The organism is Ruminococcus sp. (assembly GCF_016283395.1).
This window is the reverse complement of the sequence record NZ_JAEEMU010000041.1, coordinates 72,104-87,879: the sequence shown is the minus strand read 5'-3', so window position 1 is coordinate 87,879 and position 15,776 is coordinate 72,104. Positions and strand designations below refer to the sequence as shown.

Annotated in this window: 5 protein-coding genes; 1 reads left to right on the top strand and 4 read right to left on the bottom strand. The window is 41.1% G+C overall.

The features are described 5' to 3' along the window. Window positions 1-13: 13 nt before the first annotated feature. Genes QZZ41_RS09225 through QZZ41_RS09210 form a run of 4 tightly spaced genes read right to left on the bottom strand, consistent with a single transcriptional unit; the run spans window position 14 to window position 5,026 of the window. A complete protein-coding gene (locus QZZ41_RS09225; RefSeq protein WP_295070820.1) occupies window positions 14-2,359 on the bottom strand; it encodes an FtsX-like permease family protein in 2,346 nt (781 codons plus the stop codon). Between the two features lie 10 nt (window positions 2,360-2,369). Continuing rightward, complete coding sequence (locus tag QZZ41_RS09220) at window positions 2,370-3,131, bottom strand: ABC transporter ATP-binding protein (RefSeq protein WP_295070817.1); 762 nt, start codon at window positions 3,129-3,131, stop codon at window positions 2,370-2,372. A 60-nt stretch (window positions 3,132-3,191) separates the two neighbouring features. Continuing rightward, window positions 3,192-4,343 (bottom strand): HAMP domain-containing sensor histidine kinase, encoded by a 1,152-nt coding sequence (locus QZZ41_RS09215; RefSeq protein WP_295070814.1) that lies wholly within the window; start codon window positions 4,341-4,343, stop codon window positions 3,192-3,194. Beyond that, window positions 4,343-5,026 carry a response regulator transcription factor gene (locus QZZ41_RS09210; RefSeq protein WP_295070812.1) on the bottom strand — a complete coding sequence of 228 codons (684 nt, stop codon included), beginning with the start codon at window positions 5,024-5,026 and terminating at the stop codon, window positions 4,343-4,345. Before QZZ41_RS09210 ends, QZZ41_RS09215 begins: the two co-directional genes overlap by 1 nt. Window positions 5,027-5,421: 395 nt before the next feature. Between QZZ41_RS09210 and QZZ41_RS09205 the strand changes: the two genes are divergently transcribed. Next, window positions 5,422-15,687 carry a leucine-rich repeat protein gene (locus tag QZZ41_RS09205; RefSeq protein ID WP_295070809.1) on the top strand — a complete coding sequence of 3,422 codons (10,266 nt, stop codon included), beginning with the start codon at window positions 5,422-5,424 and terminating at the stop codon, window positions 15,685-15,687. The last annotated feature ends 89 nt before the right edge of the window (window positions 15,688-15,776 follow it).

Genomic DNA, 15,776 nt, shown 5'->3' with positions numbered 1-15,776 from the left:
TTTTGATGTTGGTTTATTCGGTTATGAGCTGTCTTATGCCGACTTTTTTTATCTTTCGTGAAACAAGAAGTGCGAAAAGGAAGAAGCATATGCATATAGCAGCGGCAGGTATAAGGATACTTGCAGGAGTAAGAGGTGTATAGAAGTTCGTTACGCCTATGCCTTTAAGCAGAACAGTGAGCAGCTTATTCATGAACAGGCCGCACATTAAAGTTCCGAGCAGTGCGCCGAGAATAGATACAATAAGAAATCTTACCGCAAATTGCAGCCTGAGCTTGCCTGTAGTGAAGCCCTGTGACTTGAATATTCCGATATCTGTCTTTTCCTGTGTGAAAGCCTTTGAACTTACCATTGAAACGACTACGAGAGCAAAGAACATTGAGAATGAGTAGATTATCAGCCTCATTATTTCTATTGCTGTTTCTATAAGCTTGTTTTCATCATCGAATTTGCCGAGAGTTGCTTTCATAGCGTCTCCGTATTTATTTTCAAGAGCAGTTTTTATCTCTTCTGCTTTTGTTTCATCTTCAAGCATGATACTGCAATAGTCGGTACGTTTATGGAGACCGAGGCTTTCGCCTGCTTCTTCTGTGATCGAAGTACACATACCTGCGTCGGACATTGATGAGAATATTCCGCAGATCACGAACTCTTTGTGGTTTTCAAATTTTGCTATGTTTACAGTGTCTCCGAGTTTAAGATCAAACTCATCAGCCACTAATTCGGTTATGACTATCTCGTTATCATATTTAGGAGCTCTGCCTTTTGTGGTAATAATGTCCTCGGGATAAAAATCCATACGGCAGTATATCTCCTCACCGTTCAACGAAATATATGTACCTAACGAGACATATCTTCTGTGGATAGGATCATATTCCTTGACTGTTTCCATGATGTCATCTATTTTGTCCTTTTCCGTCATCTCATTGAAGTTAATAATTACATCTTTGACTTCAATTCCCATAGTTTCTCCTGCTTTTCGTGAATTTATAGCTGCGCTGAGAGCATTTACCATGAGCATGAAGCTTACAAGTATTGCAGCAATTATCACAGAAGCAACGTATCTTCTTTTTGCAGATGTGAACTGACGAACAGCAAGTGTTGGAGAAAGCAGCTTTGCACTTATGGGAAGCTTTATGCGGCTGTCGAAGTATATTTCATTTCTGCCGCCCGAGATAGCACGAATAGGGGATATCCTGCAAACCTTGTGGGTTGTGATGATAATAAACACTACGCTTATCCCGATGATAACAAGCAGATAAAGAAGTGTTTTGCACAGGGCAGGGTGTGTTTCTGTGATACAGCCTGATATGGTATCAAATACACTTGTAATAATGCCTATGAGGGGGAGTCCGCAGAATATTCCGAGGATACCGCCTATGACTTCCGCGATAAGGTATTGAAGCAGTATCGAGATACGTATCTTGGAGTTGCTGAATCCCTGAGATTTCAGTATTCCCAGATTGGTATGATCCATTTCGATGCTTGTTGAGATACTGTGCCCCATAACTATAAGAACGACTGTAGCAAGTATAAGTATGAACACAAGAAGTATGCCCATTATGATATCCGAGTAGATGTTGGTATAGTGTGTTGATACACTTTTTGTCGTAGAACCCCATGCATTTGAGATGATATCCGTGTCCAGATTTACCTGACGGCGGAATTTGCCGTCTGAAAGTGTACAGCCGTCTGACTTGTATATCTGCACAATATACCCCGTGCCCCAGTGATCACTGCTGTTTTCGGCGGAATTTGCAGCCATTATCATATCAAAATCTTCCTGCGATATGAACTGCCACTTCCAGCCTACCACCATAGCACCAAACATAGGCTCAACAACAAATCCCTTTACAGTGAAATCATAGTCTCCGCTTATAGTGTGCGCGGTGACTTTGTCTCCGATATCACACTTAAATTTGCCTTTTGAGCCGTAGCTAAGGTATATCTCGCCTTTTGATAGCGGCGGTATCTTTTCGGCATAGCCGTTACATTCTTCGTTTACAAGCCTTATCCCCTCGGTCAATGGAGTAAAGAAACAGGAACTTTTATGGGTTGCTTTATCTGAATCCATACCGTAGGAAATAACAGCTGTAGGTGTTACGGTGTAATGGTCTATTATCGCTTCGTTATCAAGCTTCTGCCTCATTTCATCTGTGAGGAGTGCGTCCTTGAGCATAACGGTGACATCTGCACTTTTTGCGCAGGAATAAGCATCATTCAAGGAATCTTCGCAGCTTTTTCTGATACTGAATATAAGCGTCAGTGCCATTGAGATGATGAACATTAGAATGACGATGCTTATGAATGTGCCCTTTCTGCGGCGTATATTTGCTTTCAGCAGGGTGATTATCTCCATAGTTCTCACCTCACCATTCAAGTGAATTGAGCCATGCGTTTACCTGAGCTTCGCGGCTTTTTTCTTCGGTCTCACCATAAGGACTGAGACTGAGCTCGCCTATGATATTGCCGTCCGAGAGGTAAAGCAGCCTTGAAGCTCTTACAGCAGCGCGAATATCATGTGTTACCATGAGTATGCTCTGACCGTTTTTGTTGAGGTCTGTGAGCAGGTCGAGAACTTCTGTGGTGTTTTTGCGGTTCAGTGCGCCTGTAGGCTCATCTGCAAAGAGGAGCTTGGGCTGATTTATCACAGCTCTTGCTATAGCACATCTCTGCTGTTCGCCGCCCGATACCTGTGAGGGAAGGTGAGTTTTTATGTGGTCTATGCCTATTCTTTTGAAAAGCTTGTCAGCCCGTTCTCTTACCTCGGCAGGAGAATTCTTTTTGTTGAGATAGCCTGATACTACAACATTTTCATAGAGTGACAGATTGCTTACAAGGTGCATCTGCTGGAAAATAAATCCGAAGTCGGAGTATCTCAGCTTTGCAAGCTCTTTCTCGCCCATGAGGACGATGTTTTTGTCATCGTACATAACAGAGCCTGCGGTAGCCTTGTCCATACCGCTGAGAGCGTAGAGCATGGTGGATTTGCCCGAGCCCGAAGCTCCCATTATAACGGTGAAGTCTCCTTCATATATATCCAGGTCAACGCCTGACAGTATATGTACCTGTTCGCCGTTGTGAGCAAAGCTCTTTGAAAGTGACTTTGCTGTCAGAATAGATTTTTTCATATATGTTTTTCCTTTCGCTTTTACTGTTTTGATTATACAGCAAAAGTTATTAAGAAGTATTTAAGATAATCCCGAATTAAGCAAGGGGAGCGATATGGTTACTTCGAGACCTCCATCGGGGCAGTTTCTGAGGCTTACCTCTCCGTTCTGAGCTTCGGTCAGGTATTTTACGATATAAAGTCCGAGACCTGAGCCCTGCTCATTGCCCGAATTCTTTCCGCGATAGAACTTGCCGAATATGAACGGCATATCCGAGTCGGGGATACCGCTGCCAAAGTCGCGGAAGCGTATGAGCACATCGTGCTGTTCAAGCTCCATAGATACATTTATATCCGTATGAGCGTATTTCCTTGCGTTGTTTATAAGGTTCTCAGTGATTTGCATGATCCTGTTCCTGTCTGCACTTACCTCGGCTGTGAAGTCCGGACGGATAAAGCTGATATCATCATGCTCGGCAGCTATTTCCCTGACGGTGTTTTCCATAAACTCAGTCAGCTCCAGCTGTTCGGGGTGTATTTTCAGTTTGTCAAGGTCGGAGAGCGTGTGCAGGAAAAGATCGTTTGTGAGCTTGGATACTTCATCGCACTTGCGCATAATCACCGATAAGTATTTGCGCCTTTTTTCGGGAGAGCTGTCAAGATTTGCGTCAAGTCCCTCTGCATAGGCTCTTATTGAAGAAACAGGAGTTTTAATATCATGCGAAAGCGTAGCGATAACGGTCTTGTTATTGTCTATGGCTTCGCGCTCACAGGCTCGCGCTTTCGTTATCTCACGGCGCATACTGTCGAATGCCCATGTGAAACTGCCAAAATAGTTTGAACGTTCGTAGTTCAGTGGGATATCAAAGTTTCCCTGAGCTATTTTCTCGGCAAAAGCCTTCATCTTATCAAAGGGGCGGAGTATGGAGAAATACACATATCCGAAAACAGTGACCGCGAAAATACAGCCTATGATACATATAATAAATGTATCTGAGTTTTCACGAACAGGCTTTTCCTGACGGCGTATAGTATCTTTGAGCAGGGCTGCTTTTTCGGCAGCTTTCTCTGTTTCACCCATATGTATGAGCTGCTCCACTTCGTTCAGCGAGACTATCAGTTCACCGTTTGAGTCGGAGTCGTAACTTTTTTTCTCGTTATGCACGAAAAATACAGAAACACCTGCGATAAGCATTATGAAGAAAAGTGTAATGCCGATTATCCTGCTTTTCATTATTCGACCTCCAGTATATAGCCTACTTTATAGACTGTTTTAATGTATCGCGGTGACGCAGGATCGTCCTCAAGCTTTTCGCGGAGCCAGCGTATATGTACTGCAAGAGTTGACGTTTCTACAGCGGAAAAAGCTCCCCATACCGCTGAAAGCAGAGCTTCCTTTGATACAGCCGTACCCATATGTTCGCACAGATAAGCGAGGAGGTCGAACTCTTTTAGGGAAAGTGCCACGGCAGCTCCGTTCTTAGTGACCGAACGTGCGGAGATATCAACATTAACATTGCCGAAAGATATTGACTTTTTCTCGCCGCTGTCTCCGTAGGCTCTGCGCATGAGAGCTTTTATGCGTGAGAAAAGCTCAGCCATAGAATAGGGTTTTGGAAGGTAGTCGTCTCCGCCTATGTCAAAGCCTGTTATCCTGTCGGATTCGCTTGTACGGGCACTTGCAAAGATAACAGGTACATCTGATACCCTGCGAAGCTCGCTGCATATCTCAAATCCTGTAGAATCGGGGAGATTTATGTCAAGAAGAATGAGATCAAAGCTTGCTTTGCTCAGAAGCTCAAAGGCTTCTTCGGCAGTTTCGGCAGCTGTTACGTCGTAGCCGTAGCCTTCAAGCATATCTGATATTACGAAAGAAAGGTCTGCATCATCATCTATAATAAGGATACTGTTTCTCATGTTGTCCTCCGTGTTTAAAAAAATGTATGAAATGAAGTTTTAGCCGCATTTTTTGCAGCAAATAAGATATTAAAATCATACAACATTACAGTTTTAATGTCAAGACAGGCGATAGGTTACTGCTGATTGCGTTTTTTGTGATATTCATTAATAAATCATGATATATAACTTATATAGCCATATATTTTAAAACAAATGTTACTATTTTTAAACAAACTAAATCTGCAATTTTTATTACTTTTAGTAGTTTTGACATTGAATATTGCTACAAGTTAGGTAGCTTTTACCAAAATTTGTTTACAAAAGTTCCGTTTCTATTGACCTTTCCCCTCATCATGGTATAATTATTGTGGTGAATTACATTCATTTAATTTTTAATAAGGGAGGTAATTGAAATGGGACATAAACATCCCGGGAAGATCACCAAAAAGTTCGTTTCCGTGCTTGCCGCGTCTGCGATGCTCACAACGCAGATCCCTGCAAACCTTTCAGCAGGTGCAGCAAACACTGATATCGGACAAAAAACACTGACCGGTTCCATATCCGCTTCAGATATTATCAATATAACATCTGATAAAATTATGGAGACAAACAACGCAACAATCACAACAAGCCCTGTCGCAACAACTTCTCCTGCACCAAAGGCAGCTGCTTCATCAGATGCTGTTACAAGCGCACCTGCAAAAGCTGCTGCATCAGCAACAACGACAACAACGACTACGACAACCAAAGCGACAGTTAGTTCTACTACAGTTTCTACTATACCCGAATCACAAAGGCTTCAGCCTGATCCGGAAATATCATTAAGCCATACAGTTGCAAAGCCAGGTTCGACAGTAGCTCTGACTATAAAGGTCAATGATGCTAACTTCGCCGCTAATGATGAGTATTACTCCAATGCGACGATATATGTGGATCTGGACAGCCGTCTTACACTTAAAGGCGTTGAAAGCGGAAAAGAAGACGGAACAGCAGGTATGTATGTAAGTTATTCAAGCTATTCTCCTACAAGCAGCAGAAAAACTTACGGTATATATGCAAGCAGCAGCACTGCATCAGACGGTACTGTAAAAAAAGGTAAAAATGGTACATTTGCAACCTTGAATTTAGAAGTACCTGCCGATGCAAAGCCAAAAGATGTATATTACGTAAACATTTGTACAAACAATAACTATAATAAGCAATATTTCAGCTTTGTAGGTCCGAAAGTAAAGACTGAATATGTTACAAATGTTTATCATATGGCTGATACAGACAGCGACTCTTACCTCAAGGGAACTCCTTTTGACGGATATGTCCTCATCGATCCTTCTTCAACAGCAGCTACTTCAACAAAGGATTATGAAGTTGTAATGAAGGATCTTATATACTACAACGTATATAAGGATCATGCTGAGGTTGCTTACTGTGACTATGAAGCAACAAAGGCTGTTATCCAGTCAGAGATAAACGGCAAGAAGGTAACAGATATACAATCATATGCTTTTGCATGGTCAAAGATAAAGTCTGTTTCTATCCCTGAGACTGTAAAAAATGTTGGCGACTATGCCTTCAATAATACATCTCTTGAGTCGATAGATGTACCTTCAACAGTTGAGTCCTGGGGAAACTATGTCTTCTATAATAGCCGAAGCATCAAATCTGCAAAGCTCCCGAGCAATATGAAGGCTATCCCATATGGATTCTTCTCAAATTGTTCTTCGCTCTCATCAATTGATATCCCTGAAAGTGTTGAAAATATCGGAGCGTATGCTTTCCAGTACTGTTCATCACTGACAGAGTTGAAGCTCCCAAGCAAGGTTACTGCATTATCAGCTTATATGTGTCAGGGCTGTTCAAAACTTGCAAGTATCAATTTTGACAATATAACTAAAATTGAATACAATGCTTTGAACAGTACAGGCTTTACAAAGCTTGAGATACCTGATACTGTTGAAACTATTGGAACCAACGCATTCGGCGGTTGTATAAGTCTTGCTTCCGTAAAGCTCCCTTCAAACATCAAGATTATTGAAAGCGGTATGTTCTCAGGCTGTACTTCACTTAAGAGCATTAAGCTTCCTGATACTGTTGAGACTATCGGCTACGAGGCATTCTATTCCTCAGGTCTTACAGAGTTTAATTATCCTAAGAACCTGAAGTACATAAATGGACGTGCTTTCAGAAATACACAGTTTACGACAGTAACATATCCTGACAAATCTATCAGCTGTGGTAACGATATATTCAGAGATTGTTATAATCTTAAAAGTGTAACATTCCCGTCTGATCTTACAACGGTAGCTTCAAGTGCTTTCTACGGCTGTACAGCTCTTGAAAAGGTAACACTTCCTGATACTGTTACAAGCATTGGCAGCAATGCATTCTATGGTTCGGGAGTAAAGGAAATAAACATTCCTAAGTCAATGACTACACTTGGTTCATATTGTCTTGCAGGTACGAAGATCGAAAGCTTTAAGATGCCTGATCATGTAATACACTGGAACTATGGTGTATTCAATAGTTGTTCAAAGCTTACATCAGTAGATTTTGGAAGCAAGGTTACAAATATACCTGACTATTGCTTCAGTAATTGTACTTCACTTGAAAAGATTACTATTCCTGAGAATATCACATTACTCGGAGCATATTGCTTTAGCAACACAGGAATAAAGGAGATCAAGATACCTGCTTCTGTAAAGAATGTTAATTCCGAGACATTCACTGATTCAAATATTGAATCTATCCTTTATCCTGATGACGCAACAACAATTCCTAACTATGCTTACGGCGGTGCTGCAAAGATGAAGGATCCTAAGCTTCCTTCAAAGCTTGCAACTTTGCCGAGCTATGTATTCAGAGGTTGTACTCAGATAACAAGCTTTGAGATACCTTCAAACATAAAGACTATTGGTTCATATGCTTTAGCAGGAAGCAGCATAAAGAGCATAAAGGTTCCTTCAACTGTTGATACGATAGTTGGCTATGCTTTTGCAAATACAAACCTTGAGTCTGCTGAGATAGATGATAAGTTTACTACGCTCAATTATGGTTTGTTCAATAGTTCTAAAAATCTCAAGTCTGTAAAGCTTCCTTCAAAGCTTACATCTATCCCAAGTAATATGTTTACAAGTTGTTCTTCACTTACTGATGTGAAGATACCTGAAACTGTTACTGCAATAGAAGGATATGCTTTCCAGAGCTGTAGTTCACTCAAGGAACTCAAACTGCCAAGTGCTCTTAAAACGATCAATTACAATGCTTTCCAGAATTGCAGCAACATTACAAGTCTGGAGCTTCCTGAATCACTTGAGACTATAAGTTCAAATGTTTTCTCAGGTACGGGAATAAAGGCAATAACTATCCCTGATTCAGTAAAGAGCCTTAGCAGTACATTCTCTGGTTCAAATATTGAGACTATCACATATTCTGATTCTCGTACAGAACTTCCTGCAAATGCTTACGCAGGTGCTGTAAAGATGACATCAGTAAAGCTTCCTTCAAAGCTTACAGCTCTTCCTAATAATGCTTTCAGCGGCTGTACAGGTCTTACAAAGTTCACAATACCGAGCACTGTAAAATCTTTAGGTTCAAATGTTTTCTATGAGAGCGGTGTAAAGGAATTAACTGTACCTGCTACTGTTGAGACCATAAGCAATTATGCGTTGGCAAATACAAATCTTGAATCTGTTGTATTCGCTGATGATATCACAACACTTCCAAATTATGTATGCTCAGGTTCAAAGAAGCTCACATCAGTTAAGCTCCCTGCAAAGCTCACAGCGATACCTTACGGAGCATTTACAAGCTGTACAGCTCTCAAGAGCATAGATATCCCTGAGACGGTTGAAAGCATTGGAAGCTATGCATTCCAGAGTTCAGGACTTGAATCTATAGAGCTTCCTGAGACTGTTACTTCATTAAGCAACTATGCATTCGCAAATGCAAGTTCACTTGGATCAGTAAAGCTTTCTTCAAAGATTGCAACTATCCCATATTCTGCGTTCAATGGTTGTACTGCGCTTACTGATATCAAGCTTCCAAGCTCTGTTACAAGAATAGACTATTATGCGTTCAATGGTTGTACAAAGCTTACAAAGCTTGAGCTTCCCGAGAATCTTGAAACTATTGCTTATAGTGTATTTGCCAATACAGGAATCAAGGAGATCAAGATACCTGATTCGGTAAAGAGTTTGAATAATAATGTCTTCTCAGGCTCAAACATCGAGACTATCACATATTCTGATTCTCGTACAGAGCTTCCGGCATATGCTTACGCAGGTGCTTCAAAGATGACATCTGTAAAGCTTCCTTCTAAGCTTACAGCTATTCCGAACTATGCATTCAGCGGTTGTACAGCACTTGAGAGCGTTACAATACCGAGTACGGTTAAATCGATCGGTTCAAATGCTTTCACAAGCAGCGGCATAAAGAAGCTGAAGCTTGAAAGCAATATCGAAACACTTTCCAACAGTGCTTTCAGTGGTTCATCTATCGAAGAGATCGAGCTTCCTGACAGCATGACGGCAATTCCTGACAGTGCTTTCTATAATTGTAAGAGCTTAAAGAAGATCAAGTTCCCTTCAAAGCTTGAATCTATTGGAAATAATGCATTTACTTACTGTGAAGGTCTTGAAAGCATTACATTACCTGATTCTGTAAAGACTATCGGAACTTATGCATTCTCTTATTGTCCTGCACTTACAAGTGTGACACTTTCCGAGTCTTTGACAACTCTTGGCAACTATGCATTCAATAACTGCAGCAAGCTCACAAGTATCGAACTTCCTAAGAATCTTGAAACTATCGGGTATACTCCTTTCACAGGAACAGGTATAACAGAGATCACTATCCCTGATTCTGTAAAGACACTTAATAACTCATTCGCTAATACAAACATTACAAGCATCATTTATTCTGATTCACGTACAGAGCTTCCTAAGAATGCTTATGCAGGTGCATCAAAGATGACATCAGTAAAGCTTCCTTCAAAGCTTGAAGCTATTCCTGAATATGCTTTCAATAATTGCAGCGCACTTACAGAGATCAGTATCCCAAGCAGTGTTAAGACAATTGACAGATGTGCATTCTACGGCAGTCCATTTAAGGAAATAAAGCTTCCTGAGAGTGTAGAAACAATTGTAGGAAGTGCATTCTATAATTCAGCAGTTGAATCTGTTGAGCTTCCTGAAAGCATGACAGCTATCGGTGATAATGCATTCGGCAGTGCAACGAACTTAAAGACTGTTAAGTTTGGTTCAAAGCTTGAAACTATCGGAAACAATGCATTCAGTGGCTGTGTAGCTCTTACAGGCGTAGAGCTTCCTGAGTCTTTGACTACTATCGGAAATTATGCATTCAATGGCTGTGCTTCAATTGAAACAATTGCACTTCCTGAGTCGTTAACTGTTATTGGAGACATGGCTTTCCACGGCTGTACTTCAATTAAATCAATTGATATTCCTGATTCTGTAACTACTATCGGAAGCAATGCATTCAACGGCTGTTCAGCACTCACAAGCATCGAGCTTCCTGAGTCACTTGAAAGTCTCGGACAGTCTCCTTTCGCAGGCACAGGAATAACATCTATCAAGATACCTTCAAAGCTTGAAGTTATCAGCAGATATTGCTTCCAGAACACAAAGCTTGAATCTATCGAGATACCTGCAAATATAAAGACTATCGATTACAACGCATTCCAGAATTTAACAACACTTAAATCAGTTAAGTTCTCATCAGGACTTGAAACTATCGGAAGCAATGCATTCTACGGCTGTACAGCCCTTACAGGCATAAAGCTTCCTGATACCTTAAAGACAATCGGATATAATGCATTCTACAATGATGCAGCTATCACAGAGCTCGTTATCCCTGCTTCTGTTGAGAGAATAGAGAACGGTGCATTCTATGGCACAGGTCTCAAGTCGATCATTATCCCTGACACAGTTAAGTCTTTAAATACATCAGGCTTGTTCAGAGATTGTAAGAACCTTACATCAGCAGTTCTTCCTGCTACATTCACATCACTCAGCGGTGAAACATTCCGCGGCTGTACATTACTCAAATCCTTTGAGATCCCTGAGTCAGTAACATACATCGGCAATGATGTATTCAGCGATTCAGGTGTAACTTCAGTTTATATCCCTGCAAGCGTTGCAAATGCTTCAGGCATTAACGGCAACTTCCTCAGAAACAGCAAGGTAGATACTATTGTTGGATATAAGGAAACATATGCAGAGAAGTACGCTGCTGACAACAACCTTAAATTCGTAGAAGCTGACACAAAGACATGGAGCAAGACGGACAGTCTTCCTACACATGGTAAGTACAAGCTCGACTGCGATGTAACTGTTGAAGGCGATATTTACAGCAATACAATGCTGGATCTCGACCTCAACGGTCATAAGGTAAGCATCAACAGAGTAAGAATAGGCGGCAACGGTATAGTTACAGTTAGAGACAGTAGCAAGGCAAAGACAGGTACTATGAACGCTACCGGCAGCTATGAACTGTTCAATGTAGACGGTACACTCAGACTCCTTGGCGGTACTTTCTATGGAAATGATAAGAATAACAATTACGCAACAGTAGGAGTAAACAGCAACGGTAACTTTACTCTTAACGGTGCAACTGTTATTTCAAACGCTGCTAATCCGCTCTCACTCAGATCAAGCAAGGGTACAACTAACCTTATAAGCGGTACTCTTGAGTCAAAGGCTATTGCTAATAACAATCGTTATTATGACCGTGCAGGCATTTTCATTGACAGATCTTACTCAGGTGTTATCAACCTCAGTGGTGCAACTGTAAAGGCAGATGACGGTTACGGAATCTATTCAAGCTCAAATGACGGTACGATCAACATCACAGGCGGTAAGATATCAAGTACAGATAACTATGGTATCTACTGCACAAACAATACTAAGATAGCTATAAGCGGCAAGCTTGACATCAGCAGCCCGCTTGCAGGCATTTACATCCCGGCAGATAAGACTATCGACATTATCGAAAAGCTTACAGGCGGTAAGGTAAGTATCGAAGCTATCAAGACAGGTACAATCACAAACGGCTATGCTAAGTACAATAAGGGCACAGCTCCTTCAGAGTACTTCACAGCTGTAATGGGCGGTACATTGTCTACAGACACTGCAGGCGAAGTAGTATACAACGTTCCTACTTCAATGACAACAACTACAACTACTAAGAAGACAACTTCTTCAACAACATCTACAACTACAACAACAGCTAAGACAACATCTACTACATCTAAGACTTCAACATCTACTACATCTAAGACTTCAACATCTACTACATCAAAGACCACAACTTCAACAACTAAGGCTACTACATCAACAACAAAGAAACCTACTACAACTTCAACAACTACAACAACTAAACCTACTACATCAACAACAAAGAAGCCTACTACAACTTCAACGACTACAACAACTAAACCTACTACATCAACAACAAAGAAGCCTACTACAACTTCAACAACTACAACAACTAAACCTACTACATCAACAACAAAGAAGCTTACTACAACTTCAACAACTACAACAACTAAACCTACTACATCAACAACAAAGAAGCCTACTACAACTTCAACAACTACAACAGTTAAACCTACTACATCAACAACAAAGAAACCTGTTACAACTTCAACAATTACCCCTAACATAACTTCAGCAACTAAACCTACTACATCAACAACAAAGAAGCCTACTACAACTTCAACAACAACTCTGACAACAAGCACAACATCTACAACTACTACACAGCCTATCCTCAGGGTCGATGGTGAACTTCACGTTAAGGAAATGACAGAAGATGAGATCATCAAGAGAGGCATTGACATCAGAAATCCTGACAACTTCAACTGCGTACAGTATTCTATCGAAGCTGATTTCGAGGCAGCAGGCGTTGTATTCAACAGAATAGTTCAGTGGGACGAAGGTTATGAACCTCTTAACTATGTATACCTTGAGGTAGACGGTGAAAAGCCTCTGCTTATAACTGACAGACCTTATGTATATGTAGATGAGATCCACGCACACGTTATCCATGAGGAAACAGTTGATGAGGATATGTACCTTATCATCTACGGCGAAAGCAAGTGGCTGAAGGAATTCTATGACGTTCAGCTTATCGTAACAAATAAGGGCACAGGTACTCTTACAGACTGTACTGCAAGGCTCAACGTACCTAACGGACTTACACTTGTTGACGGCAGTGTCGTTGAAGACATCGGTAGTCTTGCTCCTAACCAGGTAGCTACAAGAAACTGGTGCGTACGCGGCGATAAGGAAGGCGACTATTCACTTTCAGCTGTATTCAGCGGCATGAACGGAAGCGATCCATTCGCACTCACTTACAGATCACAGGAAAATCTCCACGTATATGCATACGATGCACTCAAGATGACAGTTGAAGTTCCTTCACTTTCATACTACGGAAGAAATTATCCTATAAAGATAACTCTCAAGAATGTATCAGACAAGCCTGTTTACAACCTTGAAACCACTATAAAGGGTAAGCAGCAGGGTTCAAAGGCAACACTGTACTTCACAAATCTTGATACAGACGGAAATCTTACATCACTTGGTGCTATCACTAAGGAACAGACACTTTATACAAGAAGAGGCACTCATTATTTCCCAGTTGATCTGAATCCTCATCAGGCTGTAACATATACAGTAAATGTACCTGATGTATGGGCTTCAGTATTTGAGAGATATGTCTCATCTTATGATTTTGACAGGAACACAGCTCTGATACTTCAGGTATTGGAGGAGCGTCCCGAACTCATGAACGTAGACGGTATCCGCAGCGTATTTGAGGCAGCTGTAGGTGAAATGCCTGTAGAGCATATCCTTAAGGACGTTATCGTACAGTTCTACGGTTCAAACGCAATTGACTGCGAGATCAAGGTCAAGGAGCGTACTCCTGATCAGAGGATCCCTGTAAGAAGAGTAGCATCAAATACAGCTAATCAGCTGGTAAGCGAGCTGTTCTTTGAAGCATACAAGCACGCAGACAAGACAACAAATCAGTATATAAACTTCACTAACCACTATATTCAGTATGTAACTACCGATTCACCATTCTTCATCGACGATTTCGATGAATATATCAACAGATATAACAGAAATCTCTTACCATTTACTGATGAACTGAACCTTATCCTCCATTCACACGGAGAACTTCCTACAAATATCAGAATTGAAGCAGACGTAATCCGCAACTTTGCTCCGTTTGGAAACAGCAAGGTAAAGGCAGCTGCATCAGAGAACTCGTTCACACTTGCTGATATCAACGGCACAGAGCTCAATGAAGACGGTTCACTTACTGTAAAGGGCGATACTATCATCAGAGTAAGTTCAGATCAGATCGGTGCAAGCGGTAAGCTCATCGTTGATTACTCAGACGGTACAACAGAAGAGATCAAGATCAGCAATGTTGAAAAGCATGAGTGCAAGTCAACAAGCGGTTACACTCTTGTAGCTGCTCCTAAGGACGGCAAGGAAGGTCTTGCAGTAAGAAGATGTGATACCTGCGGTGAGATATGTGACAGCATAACTATCAATCCAAAGGCAACTGCAATGCTCAGCAATAAGAATACTTATGCTGATGTCAAGGTAGCTGTTGAGGAAGCTGCTCAGCTCGACACTAAGACAGAGCTTTCACTCTTCGGTAATATTACAATAGCATCTGACATAACTATCCCTGAGAACGTTGATGTTCTTATTGCTCCTGATACAAACATCACTGTAAAGAACGGTGCTAAGATTGTAGCTAAGGGCAAGGTAAACGACTTCAGCGGACGTGAGTATAACCTCACAGGCAATGGTCCACTTGTTGCAACAACTACTACAACAACTACAACAACATCTACAACTACAACTACAACAACTGCAACATCTTCGACAACATCAAAGGCAACTACAACATCTACTACATCTACATCAACAACATCTAAGCCAACTACAACATCTACTACATCTACATCAACAACATCTAAGCCAACTACAACATCTACTACATCTACATCAACAACATCTAAGCCAACCACAACATCTACTACATCAACATCTACAACAACATCAAAGCCAACCACAACATCTACTACATCAACATCTACAACAACATCTAAGCCAACCACAACATCTACTACATCAACATCTACAACAACATCTAAGCCAACAACTACATCTTCAACTTCAACATCTACAACAACATCTGAGCCAACAACTACATCAACTGTAACAACAACAGTTCCTGTTGTCGTAAACTACGGTGATGTAAATGCAGACGGATTAATAGATGCAGTTGACGCATCAGTTGTTCTTCGTCAGTACGCACTCGTTGCTACACATCAGGATGGTATCATCAAGGAAGAAAATCTTGCTGCTGCTGATGTTAACAATGACGGTTCTGTAGACTCTGTTGACGCTTCGATCATTCTCAGATACTATGTTTACTATTCAACAATAACTGAGCCTGTATCACTTGAGAAATTCGTTAAGAATAACGTGATCGAGTCGATCGAGATTGAAGCAGATGCACAAAGCGATGACGAGCCTGTTACAACTACAACAACTACGGCTGCAACATCTGCTGAACCCAAGACAACAACTACAACAACAACGATCGCTGTTCCACAGACAACTAAAGTTGATTAAGTCTTACAGCGAATGACACAAAAAAGAAGAGTCCTCACGATCTGTGGGGACTCTTTTTTACGCTTCTAAGCTAAATTGTGCTGGAGTTT

Coding starts and splice junctions, on each gene's coding strand:
- QZZ41_RS09225 (WP_295070820.1), bottom strand. CDS start 2,359: ATGGAGATAATCACCCTGCTGAAAGCAAATATACGCCGCAGAAAGGGC.
- QZZ41_RS09220 (WP_295070817.1), bottom strand. CDS start 3,131: ATGAAAAAATCTATTCTGACAGCAAAGTCACTTTCAAAGAGCTTTGCT.
- QZZ41_RS09215 (WP_295070814.1), bottom strand. CDS start 4,343: ATGAAAAGCAGGATAATCGGCATTACACTTTTCTTCATAATGCTTATC.
- QZZ41_RS09210 (WP_295070812.1), bottom strand. CDS start 5,026: ATGAGAAACAGTATCCTTATTATAGATGATGATGCAGACCTTTCTTTC.
- QZZ41_RS09205 (WP_295070809.1), top strand. CDS start 5,422: ATGGGACATAAACATCCCGGGAAGATCACCAAAAAGTTCGTTTCCGTG.